Raw genomic sequence first — 25,014 nt, 5'->3', positions numbered from 1 at the left:
TGCCCGATAAGACTTGGTTACAAGCCTTACCTGCCTATTGCTCGTCGGTCGGCGTTATATTTCTTCTACAATAATATTGTGATTCGTAAACACGCAAATATCCGCGGCCATTTCGAGCGATGCTTTCGCAATGTCGGCTGCGCTCATGTCGGTTGCGTAACGGGAGAGGGCGCGGCCTGCCGCCAGGGCAAAGCTGCCTCCCGAACCGATTGCAACGATGCCGTCATCCGGCTCGATAATTTCCCCGTTGCCCGAAATAAGCAGAAGCCCATGTTCGTCCATCACGATCATCATGGCCTCCAGTTTGCGCAGAACGCGGTCGGATCTCCATTCCTTCGCCAGTTCTACGGCCGCCCGCTGAAGATTTCCGTGATGTTCCTCCAGCTTGCCTTCGAACTTCTCAAACAAGGTAATCGCATCCGCGACAGACCCCGCAAACCCGGAAATCACTTTTCCCCGGTACAGACGCCGCACTTTCTTCGCTGTATTCTTCATAATCATGCTGTTGCCGAAAGTCACTTGGCCGTCTCCGGCTATCGCCCCGCGGCCGTCTTTACGGATGGCGAATATCGTGGTGGCATGAAAAGTCGCATTTGTCGGATCCATAGTTCACCTCTCGATTCTTTTCCGAAGCTGTTTGCTGCGAGAGAACGGAAAATAAGAAGCAGCAGCAAAAGGTTGTTTTGATGCTGCTTCCGGAGTTTGATTTAAAGTGGTTGTGTACAGCGTCGTTCAAAACAACTTAATCGTAACACAGCCGCACTTTCACTTACAAGTTGACTGGACTGTATTTTGCGAAAAATTCTGAATAGTCTCAATTGCCCGTTCCGCAAGCTTTTCGTACTTCATTTTTTTATTGCGGATTTTTTCACCCAGTGGCGGGAAAAGACCGAAGTTAGCATTCATCGGCTGAAAATGTTTGGTGTCCGCAGTCGTAATATACTGCGCCATGCTGCCAAGTGCGGTTTCCAGCGGGAACTGCAGGCAATCCAGCCCCTGTGCCAATCTTCCCGCGTTGATACCGGCGATCAGGCCGGATGCGGCCGATTCGACATAACCTTCTACTCCGGTCATCTGTCCGGCAAAGAACAAATTATCCCGGTTTTTGAACTGATAAGTCGGTTTCAACAGACGGGGTGAGTTGATAAAGGTGTTGCGGTGCATAACCCCGTAACGCACGAACTCGGCGTTTTCCAGACCCGGGATCATTTGCAGAACCCGCTTCTGTTCGCCCCATTTCAGATGCGTTTGAAACCCGACAAGATTGTACAGCGTGCCCGCCGCGTTATCCTGACGAAGTTGAACGACCGCGTAAGGAAGCTCACCCGTATGCGGGTTGATAAGACCTACCGGCTTCATCGGGCCGTACAAAGCGGTTTGTTTGCCGCGTTTGGCCATCACTTCGATCGGCATGCAGCCTTCGAAATAGATCTCTTTCTCGAACTCCTTCACAGGTGCCGTTTCGGCCGTGATCAGTGCTTCGTAGAAAGCATCGAACTCCGCCTCCGTCATCGGGCAATTCAGATAAGCGGCTTCTCCCTTGTCGTACCGGGAAGCCAGATACACTTTGCTCATATCGATGGAGTCTTTCTCGACGATCGGCGCGGCCGCATCATAGAAATACAAATATTCTTCGCCCATAAGCGCCTGCAGGCTTGCAGACAAGTCCGGGGACGTAAGCGGCCCGGAAGCCACAACGGTAATGCCGTCCGGAATTTCCTTAAGTTCCTCGGTGCGCACTTCAATGAGAGGATGATTGCGGAGGGTATCCGTGATCTCCCCGGAGAAGCCGTCACGATCGACCGCCAGAGCGCCTCCAGCGGGTACTGCATGCTTGTCGGCACTGGAGAGGATGAGTGAGTTCAGCTCCCTCATCTCCTGCTTCAGAACGCCTACCGCGTTCGTCAGACCGTTCGCACGCAGCGAGTTGCTGCACACAAGCTCGGCGAATTTATCGGTAATGTGCGCCGGTGTCTTCAGCACCGGACGCATTTCGTACAATACAACGGGCACTCCCTGGCTGGCGATTTGAAAAGCCGCTTCACTTCCTGCCAGTCCGGCACCGATTACGGTTACTTTTTGTCCTGCTGTCAATGTTCACACCTCTAGTTCAATCGTTAGCAATCCGATCAGCCTTCGTCGTTTGCTTCATCTTTTACTTCTTCTTTAAATCCGCACTCTACACACTGGTGATTGACGGATGTTTTCGTCCGCTTCTCGATCATCATTGAGCCGCAGTTCGGGCAGGGTTGGGCAACCGGTTTGTCCCAAGACACGAAGTCACATTCGGGATAATGGTCGCAGCCGTAAAAAATACGGCCCTTTTTGCTGCGGCGTTCCACGACTTTACCTTCCTTGCATTTCGGACACGTGACGCCAATATCCTTGACGATCGGTTTGGTGTTGCGGCAGTCCGGAAAACCGGAGCAGGCAAGAAACTTGCCAAAGCGTCCCATTTTATAAACCAGATGTTTACCGCACTTCTCACAAATTTCATCCGAAACTTCGTCTTGGATTTCGATTTCCTTCATTTCTTCCTCGGCGAACTCCAGCCGTTTTTCGAAAGAACTGTAAAATTCGTCGAGAACTTTGACCCAGTTTTCTTTGCCTTCGCCTACGTGGTCAAGCTCTTCTTCCATCTGTGCGGTAAATTCCACATCCAGAATCTCGGGGAAAAACTCGCTCATCAGTTGTATAACCAGTTCTCCCAGCTCGGTGGGCACGAACTTCTTTTCCTCAATGGCTACATATCCCCGCTTCTGAATCGTTTCAAGCGTCGGGGCGTATGTACTCGGCCTGCCGATGCCCAGTTCCTCGAGAGCGCGTACGAGACGGGCTTCCGTATACCGCGGAGGCGGCTGGGTGAAGTGCTGTTTCGGTTGAATTTCATCGGAAACGACCTGATCTCCGGATTTAAGCGGAGGAAGCAGTTTGTCTTCTTCCGTCGTACCGTCATCGTTGCCTTCCACGTATACTTTCATGAAACCCGGAAACTTGAGTTTGGAGCCGACCGCCCGGAAAACCGTGTTTCCGACGTTCAAGTCGATGGTCATCGTGTCCAGCACGGCGGACGACATTTGGCTCGCAACGAAACGTTCCCACACCAGCTTGTATAAGCGGAACTGATCCCGCGACAAAAATTCCTTAACGGAATCCGGATCCCTCGTTACGGAGGAAGGACGAATCCCTTCGTGCGCATCCTGAGTGTTGGAACCCTTCTTCGTATAGACGCGAGGGGTTTCCGGGTAAAAGCTTTCCCCGTATTTACCCAAGATGTATTCCTTGGCTTCTTCCTGGGCTACCGGAGAAATCCGCGTGGAATCGGTACGCATATAAGTAATTAAACCGACCGTACCTTCCTTGCCCAAGTCGATCCCTTCATATAACTGCTGCGCTACGGACATGGTTTTGGCCGCACGGAAATTGAGTTTCCGGGCCGCCTCCTGTTGAAGCGAACTTGTAATGAATGGCGGCGATGGATTGCGAAGCCGTTCTTTTTCTTTCACTTCCTTCACGACAAAAGGGGCTCCTTCAATCGCTTTCAGGACCGTTTGAACTTCTTCCTCGGAACCGAGCTCTTTCTTGGCGCCGTCCATGCCGTAAAATTTCGCTTCGAAGTGGGCTTTGCCTGCCTCGAGCATGGCGGTAATGGTCCAGTACTCTTCGGGAACGAAAGCCTTGATTTCGTTTTCCCGGTCCATAATGAGTTTGACGGCTACGGATTGGACGCGTCCGGCGGATAAGCCCTTTTTGACTTTCTTCCATAGAAGAGGACTGATCTTGTATCCCACAAGCCTGTCGAGTATACGCCGGGCTTGCTGCGCGTTCACCAGATCGATGTTAATCGGCCGCGGTGTCTTGAATGCGTCTTTAACCGCCTGCTTCGTAATCTCATTGAATACGACGCGGCAGCTATCGGTATCGTTTAACTCCAGATAGTGCGCCAGATGCCAGGCGATAGCCTCCCCTTCGCGATCCGGGTCAGCTGCGAGATAAACTTTTTTCACTTTTTTGCTGGCATCCTTCAATTCTTTCAAAACGGAGCCTTTACCGCGGATCGTAATGTATTTCGGTTCGAAGTCGCGTTCAACCTCCACACCGATCTGACTTTTCGGCAGGTCCCGAATATGACCCATCGACGCTTTTACAATATATTTACTTCCCAAATATTTACCGATCGTTTTGGCCTTAGCCGGTGATTCTACAATCACTAATGAGTCTGCCATCGGTCGAATGCTCCTCCCCTCAGTGTCATCTGCTGCTGCATGTATATCATCATCGTTTTTAATAGAAATTTCATATGGAAACGTAAGAAGAGCCTGGAAGCTCCGCTATCACCTTTTTCAATAGCAAGGATATCAGAACTGAATGCAAATGTCCAAACGTAAATTGAGTCTGCTCCAGGAGGACGTCAATGGGGACAGGCACGCTCGACAGCAATCGATAAAGAATCGCCTCGTCTTCTGTCAGCTGTTGTTCCAGTGACGGCATGGAAGCCTGCTGAGCCGAGACTCCCAATTGTCCACTCAGGGAGGACATCAAATGCATATATTCTTCGTAAACGTCCCGGGGATCCGTCACCATTTTGGCCCCCTGCTTGATAAGCGATAGCGCTCCTCTGCTCTTGGGAGAATGGATGGGACCCGGGACGGCAAACACATCCCTTGATTCCTCCAGGGCGAGATCCGCCGTAATCAAGGAGCCGCTTCTCTCCGCCGCCTCCACCACGATCACACCCAGACTGACGCCGGCAATCACCCGATTGCGCATCGGAAATAATCCCGGGTGCGGAACTGTACCGAGCGGGTACTCGGACACGACGAGACCTCCACAGGCGATGATTTCTTCATGCAGTCTCGTATGCTCCGGCGGATAAATCCGGTCCGGCGGCACACCGAGCACGGCAACCGTTCCGCCCGCTCTGTCTTTGGCCCCGTGGTGAGCCTCCGCATCAATGCCCCGCGCCAAACCGCTTACAACGACAAAGCCCGCGGCCGACAAAGCCAGGCTGAGTTCCCGCGCGGCTTTCCGTCCGTAGGCGGTCGGTGTCCGCGTGCCGACGACCGCGAGGGCCGGTCTTTGCAGAACCTCCTGCCGGCCTCTGCAGTAGAGGACCCACGGGGGCTGAGCGGTTTCTTCGAGCAGCCGCGGGTAGCCGGGATCGAAGCGGGTCAGAATGCCGATGCCGAGCGACTCGTACTTTTCTAATGAAGCTTCAATTTTAAATGGAGTCAATTCATCTATTAACCGCTGGATTCTGGCTGTCGGAAGGCCAAGCCTGGCATATTCGCCGGCTGACCAGAGCAGCAAATCCTTCAAATCGGAACATGAGCGGACCAGCAGATCAATGGTCTTCCATCCCACTCCGGTTATGCCGTGAAGCCCGATAAGTACAGAGCGATTCTCCATAGTATAAAACACTCCCTTGTCATTCACAAATTTTACAGACCTAAACAAAAAAACCTTCCAATTCCCAACGGGAACTGGAAGGTTGCTTACCATCCATAAAAGCGCCGAAACCGGCGGCTCTATTTATTTTTTAGTGATGCATTTTTCCAGCAGGCCTTTTTCTTCCAGGACGCTCACGAGAGTGGAGCCCATTTCGGAAGGAGTCGCCGCTACGCGGATACCGCAAGCTTCGAGTGTCGCCACTTTCTCAGCCGCCGTACCTTTACCGCCGGAAATGATGGCGCCTGCGTGGCCCATACGTTTTCCCGGAGGCGCTGTTTTACCGCCGATGAAGCCGACAACCGGCTTCGTCATGTTCGCTTTAATCCACTCGGCCGCTTCTTCTTCAGCGGAACCGCCGATTTCACCGATCATGATGACTGCATAGGTGTCGGGATCGTCGTTGAACAGTCGAAGAATGTCGATAAACTCGGAGCCTTTAACCGGGTCGCCGCCGATACCTACTGCGGAAGACTGGCCGATGCCGCGGGTTGTAAGCTGGTGAACCGCTTCATACGTCAAGGTACCGGAGCGGGATACTACGCCCACGTGGCCCGGAGTATGAATGTAACCCGGCATAATGCCGATTTTGCATTCGCCCGGCGTAATAACGCCCGGACAGTTCGGTCCGATCAGACGGGTGCGTTTGCCTTCCATATAACGGGCAACTTTCACCATGTCAAGAACCGGAATACCTTCGGTGATACAGATAACAAGATCAAGATCCGCGTCAACGGCTTCCATGATGGAATCGGCCGCGAAAGCCGGAGGAACGTAAATAACGGATGCCGTGGCACCTGTCGCGTCCTTCGCTTCTTGTACGGTGTTATAAACCGGAAGAGTAACGGTAGAGCCGTTTTCAAGCGTGAAATCGACTTGCGTGCCGCCTTTTCCCGGAACCGCGCCCGCTACCATTTGCGTACCATATTCAAGACCGCCGAGTGTATGGAACATACCGGTCTTACCCGTCATGTTTTGGGTAATGACTTTTGTGTTTTTATCAATCAAAATAGACATGGTAATTATTCACATCCCCTGAATTTTTTGAAGAAAAGAAAGCTTGTACTCAATGACCGGAATTACTTAACGAGCGCAACGATTTTCTGTGCGCCGTCAGCCATCGAATCCGCGGAAACGATGTTCAGTCCGGATTCATTCAGGATTTTCTTGCCGAGATCCACGTTGGTGCCTTCCAGACGAACGACAAGCGGACGATCCAGACCCAATTCCTTGGCTGCAGCGACAACGCCTTCGGCAATAATGTCACATCTCATGATTCCACCGAAAATATTGACGAAAATGCCTTTTACTTTCGAGTCGGAAAGAATGATTTTGAACGCTTCGGTAACTTTCTCTTTCGTAGCACCGCCCCCTACGTCAAGGAAGTTAGCCGGGTCTCCGCCGTAGTGCTTGATGATATCCATCGTAGCCATGGCAAGTCCTGCGCCGTTAACCATACAGCCGATATTGCCGTCAAGGGCGATGTAGCTGAGGTCATATTTGGAAGCTTCGATTTCCTTCTCGTCTTCTTCTTCGAGGTCGCGCAGCTCCAGAATGTCTTTATGACGGAACAGTGCGTTGGAATCGAAGTTAAGTTTCGCGTCAAGCGCCATTACGTTGCCGTCGCCGGTTACGACGAGCGGATTGATTTCGGCAATGGAGCAATCTTTTTCAACGAACGCGGTGTAAAGGGCAAGCATGAACTTAACCGCTTTATTCACAAGTTCTTGAGGAATTTTGATGGCATAAGCCAGTTTGCGAGCTTGGAAAGCTTGCAGGCCGATTGCCGGATCAACGATTTCTTTGAAAATCTTCTCCGGAGTGTTAGCCGCCACTTCCTCGATGTCCATACCGCCTTCTTCGGAAGCCATCATCGTAACACGGCCCGTTCCACGGTCGACAACTACGCCTATGTAGTACTCTTTCTTGATATCGCAGCCTTGCTCGATGAGCAGGCGTTTAACTTCCTTGCCTTCAGGACCGGTTTGGTGAGTGACCAGCACCTTGCCCAGGATTTGCTCCGCATAAGTCCGGACTTCGTCCAGATTTTTAGCTACTTTCACGCCGCCCGCTTTACCGCGGCCGCCTGCGTGAATTTGCGCTTTGACAACTACGACCTGAGTGCCCAGCTCTTTAGCTGCTTCGACCGCTTCATCCACGGAAAACGCCACTTTGCCCTGGGGTACGACAACGCCGTACTGCTTCAGGACTTCTTTGCCTTGATACTCATGGATATTCATTTGCAAATCCTCCTAAACGTATTGTTTCTCCCTGTATGCACGAAACCTCATTCAAGCTTCGAATCTATCCGCATAATCAACGTAGGGTATTCGCCGTTTGACAGGGGAAATCCTGCCCGGCTCTTTTTGGGTCCGGACAAACATTTGCCATCGATAATTGTATCACTTTTTGTCGACAGTTTCCTCTCTTTTTAAAAAAGAAATCGTTTTTTCTAATTGCTCAGGAAATCGTTAACTCTTCTTCCACCCTCTTCATGAAAAAAGCACTTCCATCCCCGTCCGGTTCCGGAAGCGCTTGAATGCACGACTGCCTATACGTAAGTCGGGTTGACCTGGGTCACAGTGCGGGGCTCGCGCTCCGCCTGCTTGACAAATCGCATCTCGTTACCGACAAAGCTGCATACCTGGCACTGTATCGTCGGCTCGCTCTGGGCAATCGCGTTCGCTTCGCTGGATTCCGTGACGACTCCCGTGAGAGCATCCTTCACAAAAGGCTGCGAATAGCTGGTCATCAGACTGAACTTGACCCGGTTGGAGCGGCAGTTCGGGCAGAAATACGGTTTATCCTGCATATCAATCACCTCGGAGTTAGTATGACCAATTATCCGCAGCTAAAAGAACATTTTCATGTCTGGGTATTTTTGGTATACTAACCAAATAACCATGAAATAACAACGAAACGGATCATAAGGAAGCACCTTTGACCTGTCCACTGTGAAGGGAGAAGGTGTTTTTACATGTATGGTAAAGTAACCGGGGCATGCCTGCACGGAATCGACGGAATCTGCATCGAGGTGGAAATCGATATCGCAAACGGGCTCCCGCAAATCAACGTGGTCGGACTTCCCGACACCGCCGTCAGAGAATCGATCGACCGTGTACGCTCCGCCATCAAAAACTGCGGGTTTCAGTTTCCTCTTGAACGTATTACGGTCAATCTGGCCCCGGCCGACCTGAGAAAAGAAGGCGCCTCCTTCGACCTGGCCATTGCGGCCGGCATTCTGCTGACCAGCGGCCAGATTCAGCTGCCCGGCATAGGCGGTTGTCTGCTTGTCGGAGAACTGGCGCTTGACGGCGGCCTCCGCCCCGTACCGGGAGTGCTGTCCATGGTCGATGCCGCCCGCCGGAGAGGAATCCGGCGCGTTCTGCTGCCCTTGGCCAATGTGGACGAAGCCCGCCTGATTTCAGGGACTGAAGTCCAGGGGATAAGCAGTCTGAGCGAGCTGGGGGACCCCTGCAAGCGCGGCGTGACAGCAGACGGCGCATCCCTTTCGGATACCGAATCCGCTTCAGTATCCTTCCCCTGTGAAGTTCTTCCCGCCCGTCCCGGTGTCTCTGCCGAGATGCACGCCCCCGTGGCGGCCTCCGATGATTATGCCGATGTAATCGGGCAGCATCACGCCAAGAGAGCCATCATGATTGCTGCGGCCGGTATGCACAATATTTTATTTATCGGTCCTCCCGGCACGGGCAAAACGATGCTGGCCCGCCGGATTTCGGGTATCCTCCCGCCTCTGTCCGACGAAGAAGCGCTTGAGGTGACGAAAATTTACAGCGTATCGGGAAAATTGGGCACGATCAGCCGGTTTGTGCGGCAAAGGCCCTACCGCTCGCCTCATCACACCGTTTCGGCGGCCGGTCTCATTGGCGGCGGCTCCGTACCGAGGCCCGGCGAGGTAAGCCTGGCTCACCAAGGCGTCCTTTTTCTGGATGAGCTTCCCGAGTTTTCGCGGAGCGTGCTGGAAGTGCTGCGCCAGCCGTTGGAAGACCGTAAGGTAACCATAGGGCGGGCACGCGCCTCCTTCACCTTTCCGTCCGGCTTCCTGCTTGCCGCATCCATGAACCCCTGCCAGTGCGGATTTTACGGAACCGAGACCGCCGAACAAAGCTGCATCTGTTCTCCGCTTAAAATCAGACAGTACAGAGCGCGCATTTCAGGACCTCTCCTTGATCGGATTGATTTGCATGTAGAAGTTCCCCGGCTGGATTATACCGCCATGACTGACAAGCACCCTTCGCTTTCCTCTGAAGACATGCGCCAGCAGGTGTTTGCCGCTCACCGAAGGCAGCAGCTTCGTTATGAAGGCAGTTTTATGCGTTTTAACGCGGAGCTCGGCGGCAAATGGCTTCGTAAATACTGCGCACTGCCGCCCGAAGCCGAAGACCTTCTCCGGCAGACATTCGACCGGCTCCGCTTAAGCGCCCGGGCACATGACCGGATTTTGAAAATCGCGCGAACGATCGCGGATCTGGAAACAAGCGACGGGATTACTTACGGACACATTGCCGAAGCGATCCAATATAGAAATCTGGACAAATCTTATTCCCTCTAGCGGTGCAAGCGGGAGATCGTCCCGGAACGGGAGGGGCTTTTTTAGAAACTCTAACGCGATACAGCCGTCATTTCAAAACCGCGCAAAAATACCGCAAAAGCGAAGCCCCAATACGTGACAAAAATTCGCTGCATTCCCTTACCCGCATGCAAAACAACTTGTGATTGATCACCGTCATGCGGTGTTTCAAATAGCCCTCGGTGATTTCACACGGTACGAAAAAAAGAAAAGGCGCCCGTTCAAGCGACGGGCGCCTTTTTTCACGATCATCCTGTATGTCCGGCCTGCAGTTTCGAACAGAACTTATGAACTTCAAACCGTTCATTCAAAACGCTCCCGTAAGGTGCTCCAGGCGGTTAAACTCTCCTTCAGGTGTCAGTTCGACCGTGATCACATCAAATCTCACCTTGCGTTCGCTCTGTTTGGCGGCATACAGGTACATTTGTGCGATCTGACGCACTTTCAGCTGTTTGCGGGCGTCCACGGATTCTTTCGCCGTACCGAACCGTCCCGTAAGCCTGCGCGTACGCACTTCGACAAAAACAAGCTGATCGCCCGCTTCGGCTATAAGATCGATCTCACCCGAGCGGCAGCGCCAATTGCGGGCTGCAATACCGTAACCTTGAGCGGCTAAATACTCTTCCGCCCTCTGCTCGCCGTACCGCCCCAGATCTTTTCGGGATAAAGGCACAAACGCCATGTTACAGCCCCTTCCGCTGACTGTCTCTCATTTCCTTCATCCGGTTGTCCGACCGGTAAATGTAACTGAGTACCTCGGCGACAAGCTGATAGAGCTCCCCCGGTATTTCTTGATCGAGCTCCAGCTTCGAGAGTACTTCCACAAGTGAAGCGTCTTCCTGTACGGGAACTCCGCTCTCCCTTGCCTTCTCGACAATCGCCTCGGCGACTTTGCCTTTCCCTTTCGCAATGACCGTAGGCGCTTTCTGCTCTCCGGGCGCATATTTCAGGGCAACCGCTTTGCGGATCGCATGGGTTCCCGCACCTTCTCCGTCAGCCGTTTCCTTGGAGGGACCTGAGTTTGACGGAGTCTGGCCTTGCTTGGCAGAAAAATTCATATGCGCAGATCCACTCCCCGGTAGGCTTCTCCCGGCACGATGGTATCCATCATAACCGCACTTAGGGAAGAGCCGGAATCCCCGCCCGTGAAACTTCCCGACGCCTTCGGATATTCCGCTGTTTTCATAGAAAGAAACTGATAACCCAGTTTATCCAAAGCGGCTGCAATCTCTTCTTTGGAGCCGTTCAGCAGCTCGCCGATTATCGGCTCGTCATTAAACACTTGCAGACTGACCATTCTATTCATTACACCGACGTCCACCAGTGTGTGGCCCATCGATTTCATTTGCAGGTCGAACAAAAGACGGCAGTTCTCCGCATCCAGTTCTCCGCGTTTGCCCTTGCGGGATTGGATGTGAACGGCTGCCGTGGGCTGCCCGTCCGCGCCGAGAAGCGGGACAAACAGCGTCACATGCGTAAACACTCCGCTGCGGTCCGGCGAAAGCAGCAGCTGCTGCCCGGTAATCTGCTGCAGAGCCTGCTGTGCCGACTCCCGGATCGGAGCCGGGAGATCGTCGGCCGCCGCCAGCTGGAGCAGCAGGCTCTTGAGCGTCTCGGCGCTGTCCGCCTTGAGCGCCGCAGCCTGCCCTTCGCCGGCCGCGGCCAAGTGTGCCCCGCCTGCATGCGCGGGATTGCCCGGCTGCCTCAGGAGGCGGCTTTCGTGGTCGACGCCCACTGCCCGCAGCAGCTCGCGCACCCAGCCGCTGCCGGCCGCCGGGCGCTGATCGCCCGCGGCGTCCGCCTCGGCGGCGCCGTCCGGGCTGGCGGCTGCCTGCGCCGCGTGGGCATCGGCCGCCGCACGCGGCGCGCTTGCCGGCAGCCCGGGCTGCGGCTGGGCTGCCGCGCCGTCAGGCCGCGCGACGCCGGCGACAGCCGTGCCGGGCGACGCCTGTGCAGGCGGCTCCCCGCCTGCGGCGGGGCGTCCCGGGGCAGGCGTCAGCCCTGCCGGACCGCCGGCAGGCGTGCCCGGAGCTGCGGCTGGAGCGCCGCCGCCCGCTTGCGCCGCTGTCTGCCCGGCGGACGTGCCGCCGGCAGCCTGCGCCTGCGTACCTGGCGCGGATGCACCCGCAGCAGGCCGCCCCGCTCCTTGCGGCAGCTCTGCGGCAGCGCCAGCCTGCATACCCGCTGATGACGGCGTCAGCCTGACGCCGCCATCAGCGGGTACTCCGGCAGCAGTCTGGGGCAAGCCCGATGTCCCCGGCAGCACCTGGCGGCCTTGACCGGCGGCCTGCGCAGTACCGCCGCTTCCATCGAGACGAATACCTCCCGGCTGGCGTGTATCCGCCTGTCCGGCGGTTCCCGTACCGCCTCCGGAATTTGCCGTAGGCGTTCCCGCCGCAAGTCCCGGCTTGCCGGTTCCGTTTTCCAAAGGGGACGCTGTTCCGTTCGAGGCCGGTTTCCCCCCCACCTCCGCTGTTGTATCCTGCATCGTCCGCAAAACATCGGCTAGCTGCCGGAGCAATTTTTCTCCGCTGCCGTTTGTTCCTTCGGCCAGACCGCCGTTTTGCAGCAGCCCGCTTAATGTCTGAGCCAGATTTTGCAGCGTTTCTCCGAACGGCTTGCCGAATAAAGCTTGGTGAATGGCTCCTACCGTGTCCGCTGTCAAGGGAAGGCCCTTACTTACAGCCACGCCCACCGCCTGCACCCACTGCTCAGGCTTCACGGAAGCCGGAATCCTGCTCATGATCTCTTGGAGCGGCGCTGCCGCTTCCTTCGTCAGCGGGATACCCTGCTGCTTCATCATCTGGACAAGCTCGCGGTTCACCGCCGTATCTTTTAACCCCGTCTGCTTCAGCATTTGTCCGATCTCTTCTTGTGTCGCCGGCACAGCCGGTCCCGCTGCCGGTTTAAGAACGACCTGTCCACCCGTGCTTTCCGGCTGCACCTGCAGCCATGCGGTCTGCCCGGGCGCCAGGGGAGTCTCCAGCTTGGCCCTCACTTGTACGCCGTCGATGGACATTTGGGCTTCCTGATTATCGTAAACCTGCAAAACCACACCCTTGACAACCTGTCCGGGCTTCAACTCCAATGTTTTGGGCTCCGCCGCCTGCATGCCGCCGGCCAAACCACGAATCAATCCGCTTATGTTCACGCCGACCCGCCTTTCGTTTTCGCGTTCTTTATGTATATATCGGCCGGAACCTCGATTAAAATAACTCCTGCTGCATAACCATGACATTACGGATAAAAAGCTTCCGGTGCAGAGGCGTCGGCCCGTATTCGATCAGCATTTCCCTATGCTGCCGGGTCGCGTATCCCTTATGCTTGGCAATGCCGTATTCCGGATGAAGCTTATCCCATTCCCGGCACATCCGGTCCCGGGTAACCTTGGCGATAATCGAGGCAGCCGCAATCGACTGGCTCGTCGCATCCCCGTGAATGATCGCCATCTGCCGGGTATTCAGATCCACTTTTTCCGCGTCGACGAGTAGAAAATCGGGTGCAGGGTCAAGCTGCTCCACCGCTAGTTTCATGGCCAGCCTGGAAGCCTGTTTAATGTTGATTTCGTCAATCGTTTTTACATCTATCGTACCGATGCCCACGGCAATCGCTTCTTTCATGATCACATCATACAATTCTTCGCGTTTTTTCTCGGAAAGCTTTTTGGAATCGTCCACGCCTTCCAATATTAAGCCCTGGGGCAAAATAACGGCGGCCGCAACGACATCTCCGAATAAACAGCCGCGTCCGACTTCATCCACACCCGCTATGCGGGAGTAGCCTTTCTCCCATAATCCTGTTTCTTCCTGAAGCATGGCTGCAATCTCCTCCCATTCTCCATTATACCGGAAGAAACGACACATTGTCCCATATAAACAACAAAAAACGTGCGACCAATCCTCTCCGTTTTCGAAGAAGACTGTGCACGTTTAGCTGCTTTGTCCTATCACATGGCTGTAAAAGACAGCCGGCACCTTATCGATACTCTTCCGGCACTTCCAGCGAAACCCGCCCTAACTTGCCGGAACGAAGTTCGCGCAAAAACAACAGGGAGGTCTTGTCGAGATCGACGCGTCCGCCGCTGATTATAGCTCCGCGCTTTCGGCCGATGGCCTCCATCACCTCGATGACTTCGTTAGGATTCTCGCTGTCCGTGGGAAGCTCCTCGATTCCGTAGCGCTCCTTAAGACGTTCACCGTAGTACTCGGTCATGTAACGGATCGTATGAAAGGCGATATCGTCAAGATGCAGAATTTCTTCCTTAATCGCACCCGTTGCCGCCAGCTTCATACCCACGTTCTGGTCATCGAATTTCGGCCACAAAATTCCCGGTGTATCGAGAAGGTCCATATCCGTTCCGAATTTAATCCATTGCTGGCCTTTCGTGACGCCCGGCTTATCACCGGTATTCGCAATTTTCCGTCCTGCCAGCTGGTTAATCAGAGTGGATTTCCCCACGTTCGGAATTCCCACAATGAGTCCCCGTATGGCCCGAGGGTTGATGCCTTTACGAAGCTGGGTTTCGATTTTGGCGCTCATGAGTTCTTTGCATCTCGGCAAAATCTCTTTCACTCCGGTACCGGAAGAAGCATCCATCGGCAAAGCTTTCAAGCCTTGGTCCGTAAAATACTTCACCCATTCCGCCGTAATCGCGGGGTCCGCCAAATCCGCCTTATTCAAAAGAACGAGGCGCGGCTTTCCCTTCAGGATATCATCGACCATGGGATTGCGGCTGGACATCGGAATCCGCGCGTCGAGCAGCTCAATGGCCACGTCGATGAGCTTCAATTTATCTTCGATTTGTCTTCTTGCCCGGGTCATATGGCCGGGAAACCATTGAATCGTCATCCTATCACCTCTGCATACAAAACGAGCACTTCTTCATCAGAAGTGCACGAAACCTGCTTTATTTAGGGGCCAGAACACCAGATCCGCACGGCCGACTATTTTATCGTATGAAACAAAGCCGACTTCTGCGAAACGGCTGTCCTTACTGTTGGAGCGGTTATCCCCCATAACGAATACGGACTTATCCGGCACTTTAATCTCCGTCGTGCCCTCGCTGCCCGCTTCGGGGAAATTGCGCCTGTTATAAGCATGCCCTTCTTTTACCGCATTATCTATGGCTTCTTTTATGTAAAGCTCTTCAATGACCTTATCATTGACGTATACCTTGTCGCCGTCCACCTTGATCGTTTCTCCTGGCAGAGCCACGACCCGCTTGATATAATCGATGCCTTCCGGCGCATGAAGTACGATGACTTCGCCCCGTTTCGGTTCACTGAATTTATACTTGATCTTATTTACGATTAACCGTTCACCCGTATGAAAGTTCGGTTCCATGGAGGGACCTTCGACGATGAAGGGGGCAAACAGCAGCCAACGAATCAAAAATACAAGAACGGCAGCGATAAGCAGGGCTTTGATCCATTCCCATGCTTCCTTTTTTACGGGATTTTTCGCCGGAGCTGCCCCATTTTCGGTTTCGGCCGAAACTTCCTGCTCTCTTCTCTCCATCATCCAAACCCCATTTCCTGATCAAATGAACATGAGCTTTTAAGAAACTAAAAGGGGACTTGAAAACAAGCCCCCTCGGTCTTTATTATCGAATTTCTTTAATTCTAGCCGCTTTACCGCGAAGACCGCGCAGGTAGTAAAGTTTCGCACGACGAACTTTACCACGACGAGCTACTTCAATCTTTTCAATCTTCGGAGAATGAAGCGGAAGTGTTCTTTCCACGCCAACGCCGTAAGAAATTTTACGAACTGTAAACGTTTCGCTGATTCCGCCGCCGCGACGCTTGATCACGACACCTTCGAACAGCTGAACGCGTTCGCGGGTTCCCTCGATTACTTTTACAAATACTTTCAAAGTATCGCCGGGACGAAAGCTCGGGATATCAGAACGCAATTGTTCTTTCGTAATTTCCTGAATGAGATTCATTTAAGATTCCCTCCTTCCACAATAGGTGTTCATTCCGCCATCTCTTAACTGTCAAAACCATGTTTGTATGCGTAGAGGACCACCCGATTCGAACAACACAACATTGGATATTCTATCATACGTTCAACAGAAAAACAACCAAAATCGTTCGTATTTTCTGTTTTGGTAGAAAAGATTCGAAACAGCTGCAAAAAATCCCGGATTTCGAGTGATTTTCAGCCCTGTTGCTCCTCTTCCTCGGCCATTTTCTCACGCAGCCAGCGTTTCTCTTTGTCCGTCAGCTCCGCATTCTCAAGCAGTTCGGGCCTGCGTTTGAACGTGCGGTAAAGCGACTGCAGCCGGCGCCATTCGGTAATGTTCGCGTGGTGGCCCGAAATCAGCACATCCGGGACGGTCCATCCCCTGAACTCAACGGGACGCGTGTAGTGCGGATACTCCAGGAGGCCTGTGCTGAAGGAATCCGTCACCGCCGACTGCTCGTTGCCCAGTACGCCGGGAAGCAGACGCACGACACTGTCGATCACCACCATGGCCGGAAGCTCTCCGCCCGTGAGCACATAGTCGCCGATAGACAGCTCGTCCGTCACGAGATGCTCCCGTATCCGTTCGTCATAGCCCTCATAGTGCCCGCAAATAAAAATAAGATGTTCTTCCCGGGATAACTCTTCGGCCTTCCGCTGGGTAAACGTCTCGCCTTGGGGACACATCAGAATGACACGCGGCTTGGCCCCCGTCGAAACCGGCTCTCCGGCCGTTTCTGAACCGCTCGAAGGCACATCAAGCAGGGACTCTACCGCCGCAAAGATCGGGTCCGGTTTAAGCACCATTCCCCCGCCGCCGCCATAAGGATAGTCATCCACCGTATTATGCTTGTTGCCTGCAAAATCCCTGAAATTTACGGTGGACAGATTCACGATGCCTTTTTCTCGGGCTTTGCCTAAAATGCTCGACGTAAATACGCCTTCAAACATGGCAGGAAACAGAGTCAGTACGTCTATGTTCATAAATCGAGCAACCCCTCCAGAAGATGAACCGTTACGATCTTCTCTTCCACGTTCACATCCAGCACTACATCGTCGATCACAGGGAGAAGCAGCTGTTTTTTATTCGGTCTGCCTACTACCCAGACATGGTTCGCGCCCGGCGTCAGAATTTCCTGAATCGTGCCGAGTTCTTCACCTTCTTCAGTCAGGACCCGGCAGCCTAAAATCTCGTGATAATAGTACTCGTCCTCATTCAGACTTTCCAGGTATTTTTCTTCCACCCGCAGCAGGGAGCTCTTGAAAATTTCAACCTCGTTGATGTGAGAAAACTCCTTGAACTGAGCGATGTACATATTTTTGTGCAGCCGTGTGCTTTTAATGGTCACCGGTGTAAGTTTACCTTTGCCATCCTCGATGACCAGCTTGCTGCCATCTGCAAATCGCTGCTCGGCAAAATCCGTATGCGGCACAACTTTCAGTTCTCCTCGCAGACCGTGCGTGTTGACGATGGTCCCGACCGTATATAATTTATCGCTCATATCCTTTATTTTTCCACCTCTGTCCCGTTTCCATACTTGTTCCGATCCCGGACGCCGAAAATGCTCAACACCGGGTTCCGTCCGCCTGTCCGGTCTTGTTTCCTCGGACACCCTTCCGGCAGGAAACGGTTTCTCGTGTTCAGATGCAAGAAAAAGGCTAGGAATGATCCTAACCTTTTCCTCTATGACATAATTTCAACGGTAACCCGTTTGTTTTCCTTAACTGCAGCTGACGTGACGACTGTGCGAAGAGCTTTGGCGATACGCCCCTGTTTGCCGATAACTTTACCGACATCACCCGGGTGTACGGACAGTTCATAAACGACACTGTTCTCGCCTTCCACCGCATTCACACGCACGTCTTCCGGATGATCCACGAGTGCCTTCGCGATAACGGTAATGACCTCTTTCATAAAGACCTCCGAAATGCCTGGGTAGGATTACTTCTTCAGCTTAGACTCGTGGAACTTGGTCATAAGACCTGCTTTGCTGAACAGGGAACGAACCGTATCGGACGCTTGCGCGCCGTTTTGGAGCCATTTCAGTGCTTTCTCCTCGTCGATTTTAACGACTGCAGGTTGAGCTACCGGGTTATAGTAACCGATCTCCTCGATAAAACGTCCGTCACGCGGAGAGCGGGAATCGGAAACAACTACACGATAAAAAGGAGCTTTGTGAGCACCCATACGCTTCAAACGAATACGAACTGCCATGAATATCACCTCCCACATAGAATAAACGCCTTGTATCGAAACCGCCGGCCGTTAACCGAACGGAAACTTGAACCCTTTGCCCAGCTTCTTCATGTTCTTCATGGCTTTGGGATTCATCATGCCCGAGAACTGCTTCATCATTTTGCGCATATCTTCAAACTGCTTCAGTAGCCGGTTGACATCCTGAACGGAATTGCCGCTGCCGAGCGCGATGCGTTTGCGCCGGTTGGCATTAATGATTTCAGGCTTGCGTTTCTCTTCCTTCGTCATCGATTTAACGATGGCCTCGACACGGCCCATCTGTTTATCATCGACTTTCAGGTCTTTCATGCCTTTCATTTTGCCGGCTCCGGGGAGCATATCCAGCAGCTGGTCCAGCGGACCGAGCTTCTTCACCTGTTCCATCTGTTCGAGGAAATCATCGAACGTGAACTCGGCATTACGCATCTTGCGTTCCATTTCCTTGGCTTTATCCGCGTCGATACCCGCCTGCGCCTTCTCGATCAGGGTGAGCATATCGCCCATGCCGAGAATCCTCGAAGCCATCCGCTCCGGATAGAAAGGCTCCAGCGCGTCCATTTTCTCGCCCATTGCGGCGAACTTGATGGGACAGCCGGTAACGGCTTTGACCGATAGTGCGGCACCGCCGCGCGTATCGCCGTCGAGCTTAGTCAGGACGACACCCGTTAGTTCCAACTGCTTGTGGAAGCTTTCGGCCACGTTGACGGCATCCTGCCCCGTCATCGCGTCGACGACCAGCAGCGTTTCGTGCGGGCCGACCGCTTCACGCACATTTTTCAGCTCATCCATAAGCGCTTCGTCAATGTGCAGCCGTCCGGCCGTATCGACGATCACGTAGTCGTTGTTGTTGTCCTTGGCGAACTGAAGCCCGTTCTTCGCGATTTCGACGGGGCTGACCTGGTCGCCCATGGAAAACACGGGAACCTTCAGCTGCTCGCCCAGCACCTGCAGCTGCTTGATGGCAGCGGGCCGGTAAATATCGCAGGCAACCAGCAGCGGCTTATGATTTTGCTTCTGCAGCATTTTAGCCAGCTTGCCGGACGTTGTCGTTTTACCCGCACCCTGCAAACCGACCATCATAATAACGGTAGGCGGTTTGTTCGCTTTGGCCAGCTTCGTGTGCGTTCCGCCCATAAGGTCGGTAAGCTCTTTGTTTACGATGTCGATGACGACCATGCCGGGGGTGAAACTCTTCATCACGTCTTGTCCGACCGCGCGCTCTTTCACCTTGGCGATGAAGTCTTTGACTACTTTGAAGTTAACGTCGGCTTCCAAAAGAGCCAGTCGCACTTCGCGAAGCGCCTCGCTCACGTCTTCTTCCGTCAGCTTGCCTTTGCCCCGGAGCTTGTCGAATACGCCCTGCAGCCTGCCGGTTAATCCTTCGAATGCCATCTAAACCGCCTCCTTCCTACTAGTTTCAATTGCTTTGAACTTGCGTCTTCTTACATGTATGGGTCTCTGCCTCGGCAGAGTTATTCGTTCTATTCCGTATGAACGATCCGGCGCATGTAATCCGCGGCCCGGTCCGCAAGGTCGCCCGGCGACTGGAGGAGCAACTCCTCCGCCTCGCTCAGAAGCTTCAAGCGGCGTTCGTGTTTCGTCAGCAGCAGAAGTTTGCTCTCGTAATCTTCGAGCATCTGCTCCGCGCGTTTCACATGTTCGTAAACAGCCTGGCGGCTGATCTTGAATTGCTCGGCGATTTCTCCGAGAGAGTAATCGTCGTGAAAGTACAGTTTAAGCACAGCCTGCTGTTTGTCCGTCAGCATGGGCTCGTAGAAATCAAACAGAAGATTAATTCGGTTCGTTTTCTCCAGAATGCGATCTTCCGTCATAGGGCCCGCCTCCGTCAAGGTTATGCACTTTACACCAGCAACAGTCCTTATATTAAAGGATGTCGGATGGGATGTCAAGCCCTTCACCTTGTCAGCTAAAAAATTCGCGGCGCCGCGAAATACCGCCTTCGGGAAGGCTCGCGCACAAGTACCTTTCAAGCAAACGAACAATGCCGACCGTACGGGGTTCAGCTCGGGACGGAGGCCCGTTAAGCCTCCGCTTTTTCCTCGGCGATCCATTTGCCGAACAGCGCATGAACGAACTGCTCGGAATCAAACGGCTGCAAATCGTCCATTTTCTCGCCCAGTCCCACGAATTTTACGGGAATGTTCAGCTCCTGCCGGATCGCAACCACGATGCCGCCTTTCGCCGTTCCGTCCAGCTTCGTTAATACGAGGCCGGTCAGACCGGTTTTGTCGCCGAACATTTTAGCCTGCTGAAGGGCATTCTGACCTGTCGTGGCGTCCAGCACGAGAAGCACTTCATGCGGAGCATCGGGAACTTCCCTGCGGATCACCCGGTAAATCTTGTTGAGCTCCTCCATCAGGTTCACCTTGTTCTGCAGACGTCCCGCCGTATCGCAAAGCAGAATGTCCGCCCCGCGGTTTTTCGCGGCCTGCACGGCGTCAAACATGACAGCCGCCGGGTCGGAACCCGCCTGCTGCTTGATGACGTCCACGCCTACACGCTGTCCCCACGTTTCGAGCTGCTCGATCGCGCCGGCCCGGAACGTATCGCCTGCGGCCAGGATGACTTTTTTACCCTGCGATTTGTACATATGCGCCATTTTACCGATTGTGGTCGTTTTGCCCACGCCGTTAACGCCGACGAACAAAATAATGCTCAGCCCGCCCGGAGCCAGCCTGATGCTGCTGTCTTCGCTGCCTTTCAGGAGCTCCGTCAGCTTCTCGGATAGCACCGGTTGAAGGTCGTTCGGATCTTCGATTTTACGTTTGCGCACTTCACCGCGCAGCTGCTCGATCAACTCCATGACCGTGCTCACGCCGACGTCGGCGCCGATCAGGATTTCTTCCAGCTCTTCGTAAAATTCTTCGTCGATTTTTTTGCGGCGGCTGAAGAGATCGTCCACACGGTCCACGAACACATCGCGCGTTTTGGTGAGACCTTCCTTAAATTTATTCGTTACCGCCTCGGTTTTGCTGGAAATGCTCTCTTTTAACCTTTTAAAAAAGCTCATCTGAAGCTGTTCCTCGCTTTCTGAAATGGCTCTTAAAGAGCCTGAAAAGTGGCTGATCGAAAATACACGTATATATAACCGGATTTACCGCCCGTGAAATCAGGTTTCCCGGACGCGGACGATACTTGTTTCCGGAATCGCCGTTTCTCGTCAAGAGGCGGAAATCATCGCTTCCTCGTCTTCAAGCCGTACGGATACAAGCTTGGAAACGCCGCCTTCTTCCATCGTAACCCCGTACAGCACGTCCGCTTCCTCCATCGTTCCCTTGCGGTGCGTGACCACGATAAACTGGGTCGTTTCGGAGAATTCGCGCAAATACTCGGCAAAACGGGTCACGTTCGCTTCGTCCAGCGCCGCCTCGACTTCGTCCAGCACGCAGAACGGAACGGGCTTGACGCGCAGAATCGAGAACAGCAGCGCAAGCGCCGTGAGCGCTCTTTCCCCGCCGGAGAGCAGCTGCAGGTTCTGCAGTTTTTTACCCGGAGGCTGGGCTACGATCTCGATGCCCGTCTCCAGCAAGTTTTCCGGATCGGACAAAATCAGATCCGCCCGGCCTCCGCCGAACAGCTTCACGAAAACGACCACGAAATGGGAGCGAATCGCATCGAATGTCGTTTTGAAGCGCTTCGACATTTCCTGGTCCATCTCCCGGATCACGGTGTAGAGCGTTGTTTTCGCCTCCACCAGATCGTCCTTCTGGACGGAAAGGAAATCGTAACGCTCGGACACGCGGGCGTATTCCTCGATCGCGCCAAGGTTGACATCGCCCAGCGAAGAGATGGAGCGCTTCAGATCGCGAACCTTGTTCTGTGCGCCGGTGATATCTTCCGGCACCGGGTAGCGTTCTTTGGCGAGTTCGTAGCTCATTTCGTACTCTTCGCCAAGCTTTTTGAGCAGGTTCTCGAGCTCCACGTCCAGCCGGTTCACACGCACCTCGTGCTGCAGGCACTGCTCCTCCACCTGCTTGAGCTGCGTACGCTGTTCGCGGGTTTCGTTCTCGGCCTGCTGGAGCTTGTCCATCCACCCCGCGCGTTCGGAACGCTTGAATTCGATGTCCTCCGTGCATTTCTGCTTGCGGAGTTTCAGCGTATTGAGCAGTTCCACCTGCTTGACGCTTTCTTCCGCATGGAATTCCATCTCCGCGCGAAGCTGCCATAGCTGGCGGCGATTCATCTCCAGCTCCTGCTTCGCTTCCGCGAGATCCTGCTGGAGCCTCCGCTGCTGATCCTGCAGCGACTGCTTCTCCTGCGAAGCGGAAGCGACGCGAACCTTGAGATCCGTCAGCTGGTTCTGCAGTTCCTCCTTCGCCGATTCGTTCGCTTTGCGCGAAGACTCGGCGTCCCGGATGGCCTGCTGGAGCGCCTCCTCTTCCTGCTGCAGCTCTTCGAGCTGCCGGCGGTTTTCTTCGATGCTGCGCTCCTGCTGGCCGCGTTCCTCAAGCAGCGTCGAACGGTCGTCGCGCTCCAGCGTCAGCTGCTCCTCCATGCGGCGCACTTCCGCTTCAAGCGGAGCCAGATCCGCACGGATTTGCTGTTCTTCGATCCGCTTCTGCTCACCGCGCCCCCGCAGTTCTTCCAGATTCGCGTTGTCTTCGACAATCTCTTTGCGGGCCTGGGAAGCCCTCGTCTTGAGCTGCTGAAGCTGCGTCTCCGAAGCTTCGATCTCGCCGTCAAGCTCCTCGATCTGCCGCTGGCGGCCGAGCAGGTTGGAGCTTTTTTTCTGAAGACTCCCGCCCGTCATGGAACCACCCGGGTTAACGATATCTCCTTCAAGCGTAACGACACGGTACCGGTAGTGCGCTTTGGCGGCAATCCGGTTCGCATCTTCCAGCGTTTCCGCAATAATAACCGTACCCAGCAAACTGGAAAAAATATTGTGATACTGCGGGTCGAATTTAATCAAGTCAACCCCGATGCCCACGAACCCGTTCGAAGACGTCAGCGCACCGCGTTCACTTTCACCGATCGAACGTCCCTTGATGACATCCATGGGCAGAAACGTCGCGCGCCCCATCTGCCGGCGCTTCAGGAAAGCGATCGCTTCGCGGCCGTAAGCTTCCGTCGCCACGACGATATTCTGCAAGGCTCCGCCGAGAGCCGTTTCCACGGCCAGCTCGATTTCCGCCGGCACGCTGACAAGCTCCGCAACGGCCCCGTGAATCCCTTTGAGCCCGTCGGAACGGTTCTTGGCTTTTAACACTTCCTTAACGCCGTGCATAAAGCCGTCGTAATCGTTCTGCATTTCTTTCATTGTGTCGCGTCTGGATGTGAGCGCGTCGATCCGCTGCTCCCATTTGCGCAGCATGCCGGACGATTCTTCCAGCAGAGTCTGCTTCTTCTTGAGACTTTCGCTCAAATCGAGATAAGCGGAGCGGATCTTCTCGACTTCTTTACGGGTCTGCTCCAGTTTTGTTTCAAGCTGCTTCTTGCGGGCGGCGATATCGGACTGCAAAGCGGTCCTCTTCTGCCCTTCTTCTTCCAGCTTTTGAAGCCGCCGTGCCAACGATTCGAGCTGCTGCTCCGCATAACGGATTTCGTTGCGGCACTGCGCCATCGCATTCATTTTATCGAGAAGCTCGGATTTCAGCTGATCCTCCACGCCCGAATTCAAGCCGCCGCTGACCCCCTGGAGACGATTCTCCTCTTCGGACAACTTGGCTTGATACTCGAACAGCTGCGCGCCGATATGTACGATTTTCTCACGGTGCCCGGCCAGCTCCGCTTCTTTCTCCGAAAATCTCGTTTCCTGAAGAACGATGGTCTGCTCCAGCTGCTGTTCGTTGGAAGCGAAATTTTTCTTCCGTTCCTTGAGCACCTCGCCGTGGCCTTCGCATTTTTCGAAATCCTCGGAGATTTGCAGCAGGGTCTCCTGAAGCTTCTCCAGTTCTTCCTCCAGCCGTTTCGTTTCCCAGCGGTGTTTCTCCAATTGGGCATCGTGCTGGCTGACAAACGTGGATAAGCTGAGCTGCTCCTTTTTCAAAGCGGTAAGCTTCTCGTTTGTCTCCGACCAGGAGACATAGATCTGATCGATCTGGTGAACGTATACGGCAATTTCGCTGTGCTTCAGTTCTTCCTTCAGCTCTTTGTAGCGGATCGCTTTCTCGGCCTGTTCCCGCAAGGGATTGATCTGATCTTCCAGCTCCGTGACGAGGTCATGAATGCGCAGAAGGTTCTGCTCGGTTTCCTGGAGTTTCTTCTCCGATTCCTTCTTGCGCGATTTATATTTGACGATTCCGGATGCTTCCTCAAAAATACTGCGGCGCTCTTCCGATTTATTGCTCAAAATTTCTTCGATCCGGCCTTGGCCGATAATCGAATACGCCTCTTTGCCGATTCCGGTATCCATAAACAGTTCGGTAATGTCTTTCAGCCTGCAGGACTGCTTGTTTATAAAATACTCGCTGTCTCCGCTCCGGTGCACACGCCGGCTGACCGTCACCTCGTTGTAATCGAGAGGCAGCGACTGGGACGTATTGTCGAGCGTGAGCGATACTTCGCCGAAATTAACGGCTCTGCGCGCGTCGCTGCCGGCAAAAATAACATCTTCCATCTTGCCGCCGCGCAAACTCTTCGCGCTCGTTTCCCCGAGCACCCAGCGGATGCCGTCTGAAATGTTGCTCTTCCCACTGCCGTTCGGACCGACTACAGCCGTGATTCCTTTGACAAACTCCAGCTCCGTGCGGTCCGCGAACGATTTAAACCCGGATAATTCAATCCGCTTCAAAAACATAGATTCTTTTCACCT

23 protein-coding genes are annotated in these 25,014 nt (G+C 54.0%); 1 reads left to right on the top strand and 22 read right to left on the bottom strand.

What is annotated here, in order from left to right:
* Positions 1-54: 54 nt before the first annotated feature.
* The 7 genes from hslV to AC2TF6_RS10110 form a co-directional block, all read right to left on the bottom strand.
* Entirely contained in the window at positions 55-606 is a 552-nt protein-coding gene (hslV, locus tag AC2TF6_RS10140; protein ID WP_009674471.1) for an ATP-dependent protease subunit HslV, read from the bottom strand.
* A gap of 159 nt (positions 607-765) precedes the next feature.
* Entirely contained in the window at positions 766-2,094 is a 1,329-nt protein-coding gene (gene trmFO / locus AC2TF6_RS10135) for an FADH(2)-oxidizing methylenetetrahydrofolate--tRNA-(uracil(54)-C(5))-methyltransferase TrmFO (protein WP_491310900.1), read from the bottom strand.
* Positions 2,095-2,129: 35 nt separating this feature from the next.
* Positions 2,130-4,226 carry a type I DNA topoisomerase gene (gene topA / locus AC2TF6_RS10130; RefSeq protein WP_491310899.1) on the bottom strand — a complete coding sequence of 699 codons (2,097 nt, stop codon included), beginning with the start codon at positions 4,224-4,226 and terminating at the stop codon, positions 2,130-2,132.
* Between the two features lie 70 nt (positions 4,227-4,296).
* Positions 4,297-5,409 carry a DNA-processing protein DprA gene (gene dprA, locus AC2TF6_RS10125; RefSeq protein WP_491310898.1) on the bottom strand — a complete coding sequence of 371 codons (1,113 nt, stop codon included), beginning with the start codon at positions 5,407-5,409 and terminating at the stop codon, positions 4,297-4,299.
* 123 nt (positions 5,410-5,532) lie between these two features.
* Positions 5,533-6,465, bottom strand: a complete 933-nt coding sequence (gene sucD, locus AC2TF6_RS10120) for a succinate--CoA ligase subunit alpha (protein WP_491310897.1) — start codon at positions 6,463-6,465, stop codon at positions 5,533-5,535.
* A gap of 62 nt (positions 6,466-6,527) precedes the next feature.
* Positions 6,528-7,688, bottom strand: coding sequence for an ADP-forming succinate--CoA ligase subunit beta (gene sucC / locus AC2TF6_RS10115; protein ID WP_042232873.1), 1,161 nt, complete (start codon positions 7,686-7,688; stop codon positions 6,528-6,530).
* Between the two features lie 311 nt (positions 7,689-7,999).
* Positions 8,000-8,260 carry a hypothetical protein gene (locus tag AC2TF6_RS10110; RefSeq protein ID WP_491310896.1) on the bottom strand — a complete coding sequence of 87 codons (261 nt, stop codon included), beginning with the start codon at positions 8,258-8,260 and terminating at the stop codon, positions 8,000-8,002.
* A 165-nt stretch (positions 8,261-8,425) separates the two neighbouring features.
* On the opposite strand from AC2TF6_RS10110, the gene AC2TF6_RS10105 reads away from it, so the two are divergent.
* Positions 8,426-10,021 carry a YifB family Mg chelatase-like AAA ATPase gene (locus AC2TF6_RS10105; protein WP_491310895.1) on the top strand — a complete coding sequence of 532 codons (1,596 nt, stop codon included), beginning with the start codon at positions 8,426-8,428 and terminating at the stop codon, positions 10,019-10,021.
* Between the two features lie 325 nt (positions 10,022-10,346).
* Here the strand turns inward: AC2TF6_RS10105 and AC2TF6_RS10100 are convergent, their stop codons facing one another.
* The 15 genes from AC2TF6_RS10100 to smc form a co-directional block, all read right to left on the bottom strand.
* Entirely contained in the window at positions 10,347-10,721 is a 375-nt protein-coding gene (locus AC2TF6_RS10100; protein ID WP_491310894.1) for a YraN family protein, read from the bottom strand.
* Position 10,722: 1 nt separating this feature from the next.
* Positions 10,723-11,097, bottom strand: a complete 375-nt coding sequence (locus AC2TF6_RS10095) for an EscU/YscU/HrcU family type III secretion system export apparatus switch protein (RefSeq protein ID WP_491310893.1) — start codon at positions 11,095-11,097, stop codon at positions 10,723-10,725.
* The gene (locus tag AC2TF6_RS10090) at positions 11,094-13,190 is read right to left on the bottom strand and encodes a TP0910 N-terminal domain-containing protein (protein WP_491310892.1); all 2,097 of its coding nucleotides are present in this window, start codon (positions 13,188-13,190) and stop codon (positions 11,094-11,096) included. The genes AC2TF6_RS10095 and AC2TF6_RS10090 overlap by 4 nt, the downstream gene beginning before the upstream one ends.
* 55 nt (positions 13,191-13,245) lie before the next feature.
* The gene (gene rnhB, locus AC2TF6_RS10085) at positions 13,246-13,854 is read right to left on the bottom strand and encodes a ribonuclease HII (protein WP_491310891.1); all 609 of its coding nucleotides are present in this window, start codon (positions 13,852-13,854) and stop codon (positions 13,246-13,248) included.
* A 160-nt stretch (positions 13,855-14,014) separates the two neighbouring features.
* Positions 14,015-14,887, bottom strand: coding sequence for a ribosome biogenesis GTPase YlqF (gene ylqF, locus AC2TF6_RS10080; RefSeq protein ID WP_491310890.1), 873 nt, complete (start codon positions 14,885-14,887; stop codon positions 14,015-14,017).
* 36 nt (positions 14,888-14,923) lie between these two features.
* On the bottom strand, positions 14,924-15,559 hold the full coding sequence (gene lepB, locus AC2TF6_RS10075; RefSeq protein ID WP_491310889.1) for a signal peptidase I: 636 nt from the start codon (positions 15,557-15,559) through the stop codon (positions 14,924-14,926).
* Between the two features lie 82 nt (positions 15,560-15,641).
* Positions 15,642-15,983 carry a 50S ribosomal protein L19 gene (gene rplS / locus AC2TF6_RS10070; protein WP_042232818.1) on the bottom strand — a complete coding sequence of 114 codons (342 nt, stop codon included), beginning with the start codon at positions 15,981-15,983 and terminating at the stop codon, positions 15,642-15,644.
* Positions 15,984-16,198: 215 nt separating this feature from the next.
* Positions 16,199-16,987 (bottom strand): tRNA (guanosine(37)-N1)-methyltransferase TrmD, encoded by a 789-nt coding sequence (trmD, locus tag AC2TF6_RS10065; RefSeq protein ID WP_491310888.1) that lies wholly within the window; start codon positions 16,985-16,987, stop codon positions 16,199-16,201.
* Positions 16,984-17,505, bottom strand: coding sequence for a ribosome maturation factor RimM (rimM, locus tag AC2TF6_RS10060; RefSeq protein ID WP_491310887.1), 522 nt, complete (start codon positions 17,503-17,505; stop codon positions 16,984-16,986). Before rimM ends, trmD begins: the two co-directional genes overlap by 4 nt.
* A 182-nt stretch (positions 17,506-17,687) precedes the next feature.
* Positions 17,688-17,918: a KH domain-containing protein gene (locus tag AC2TF6_RS10055; RefSeq protein ID WP_009673354.1), complete on the bottom strand. Its 231-nt coding sequence runs from the start codon at positions 17,916-17,918 to the stop codon at positions 17,688-17,690.
* A gap of 27 nt (positions 17,919-17,945) precedes the next feature.
* Complete coding sequence (rpsP, locus tag AC2TF6_RS10050; protein WP_009673359.1) at positions 17,946-18,218, bottom strand: 30S ribosomal protein S16; 273 nt, start codon at positions 18,216-18,218, stop codon at positions 17,946-17,948.
* Between the two features lie 51 nt (positions 18,219-18,269).
* Complete coding sequence (ffh, locus tag AC2TF6_RS10045) at positions 18,270-19,631, bottom strand: signal recognition particle protein (RefSeq protein WP_218228498.1); 1,362 nt, start codon at positions 19,629-19,631, stop codon at positions 18,270-18,272.
* A gap of 89 nt (positions 19,632-19,720) precedes the next feature.
* The gene (locus AC2TF6_RS10040; RefSeq protein ID WP_009673356.1) at positions 19,721-20,071 is read right to left on the bottom strand and encodes a putative DNA-binding protein; all 351 of its coding nucleotides are present in this window, start codon (positions 20,069-20,071) and stop codon (positions 19,721-19,723) included.
* A 209-nt stretch (positions 20,072-20,280) separates the two neighbouring features.
* Positions 20,281-21,270 (bottom strand): signal recognition particle-docking protein FtsY, encoded by a 990-nt coding sequence (gene ftsY, locus AC2TF6_RS10035; protein WP_009673370.1) that lies wholly within the window; start codon positions 21,268-21,270, stop codon positions 20,281-20,283.
* Positions 21,271-21,420: 150 nt separating this feature from the next.
* Positions 21,421-24,999 carry a chromosome segregation protein SMC gene (smc, locus tag AC2TF6_RS10030; protein ID WP_491310886.1) on the bottom strand — a complete coding sequence of 1,193 codons (3,579 nt, stop codon included), beginning with the start codon at positions 24,997-24,999 and terminating at the stop codon, positions 21,421-21,423.
* Positions 25,000-25,014: the final 15 nt, after the last annotated feature.

The sequence above is a fragment of the Paenibacillus sp. JNUCC 35 genome, from assembly GCF_058269095.1.
This window is presented reverse-complemented; position numbering and strand designations above follow the sequence as displayed.

Bases quoted from the DNA above. Each gene is read 5' to 3' on its own strand.
- hslV (WP_009674471.1), bottom strand. From the start codon at position 606: ATGGATCCGACAAATGCGACTTTTCATGCCACCACGATATTCGCCATC.
- topA (WP_491310899.1), bottom strand. From the start codon at position 4,226: ATGGCAGACTCATTAGTGATTGTAGAATCACCGGCTAAGGCCAAAACG.
- dprA (WP_491310898.1), bottom strand. From the start codon at position 5,409: ATGGAGAATCGCTCTGTACTTATCGGGCTTCACGGCATAACCGGAGTG.
- sucD (WP_491310897.1), bottom strand. From the start codon at position 6,465: ATGTCTATTTTGATTGATAAAAACACAAAAGTCATTACCCAAAACATG.
- sucC (WP_042232873.1), bottom strand. From the start codon at position 7,688: ATGAATATCCATGAGTATCAAGGCAAAGAAGTCCTGAAGCAGTACGGC.
- AC2TF6_RS10110 (WP_491310896.1), bottom strand. From the start codon at position 8,260: ATGCAGGATAAACCGTATTTCTGCCCGAACTGCCGCTCCAACCGGGTC.
- AC2TF6_RS10105 (WP_491310895.1), top strand. From the start codon at position 8,426: ATGTATGGTAAAGTAACCGGGGCATGCCTGCACGGAATCGACGGAATC.
- AC2TF6_RS10100 (WP_491310894.1), bottom strand. From the start codon at position 10,721: ATGGCGTTTGTGCCTTTATCCCGAAAAGATCTGGGGCGGTACGGCGAG.
- AC2TF6_RS10095 (WP_491310893.1), bottom strand. From the start codon at position 11,097: ATGAATTTTTCTGCCAAGCAAGGCCAGACTCCGTCAAACTCAGGTCCC.
- rnhB (WP_491310891.1), bottom strand. From the start codon at position 13,854: ATGCTTCAGGAAGAAACAGGATTATGGGAGAAAGGCTACTCCCGCATA.
- ylqF (WP_491310890.1), bottom strand. From the start codon at position 14,887: ATGACGATTCAATGGTTTCCCGGCCATATGACCCGGGCAAGAAGACAA.
- lepB (WP_491310889.1), bottom strand. From the start codon at position 15,559: ATGATGGAGAGAAGAGAGCAGGAAGTTTCGGCCGAAACCGAAAATGGG.
- rplS (WP_042232818.1), bottom strand. From the start codon at position 15,983: ATGAATCTCATTCAGGAAATTACGAAAGAACAATTGCGTTCTGATATC.
- trmD (WP_491310888.1), bottom strand. From the start codon at position 16,987: ATGAACATAGACGTACTGACTCTGTTTCCTGCCATGTTTGAAGGCGTA.
- rimM (WP_491310887.1), bottom strand. From the start codon at position 17,505: ATGAGCGATAAATTATATACGGTCGGGACCATCGTCAACACGCACGGT.
- AC2TF6_RS10055 (WP_009673354.1), bottom strand. From the start codon at position 17,918: ATGAAAGAGGTCATTACCGTTATCGCGAAGGCACTCGTGGATCATCCG.
- rpsP (WP_009673359.1), bottom strand. From the start codon at position 18,218: ATGGCAGTTCGTATTCGTTTGAAGCGTATGGGTGCTCACAAAGCTCCT.
- ffh (WP_218228498.1), bottom strand. From the start codon at position 19,631: ATGGCATTCGAAGGATTAACCGGCAGGCTGCAGGGCGTATTCGACAAG.
- AC2TF6_RS10040 (WP_009673356.1), bottom strand. From the start codon at position 20,071: ATGACGGAAGATCGCATTCTGGAGAAAACGAACCGAATTAATCTTCTG.
- ftsY (WP_009673370.1), bottom strand. From the start codon at position 21,270: ATGAGCTTTTTTAAAAGGTTAAAAGAGAGCATTTCCAGCAAAACCGAG.
- smc (WP_491310886.1), bottom strand. From the start codon at position 24,999: ATGTTTTTGAAGCGGATTGAATTATCCGGGTTTAAATCGTTCGCGGAC.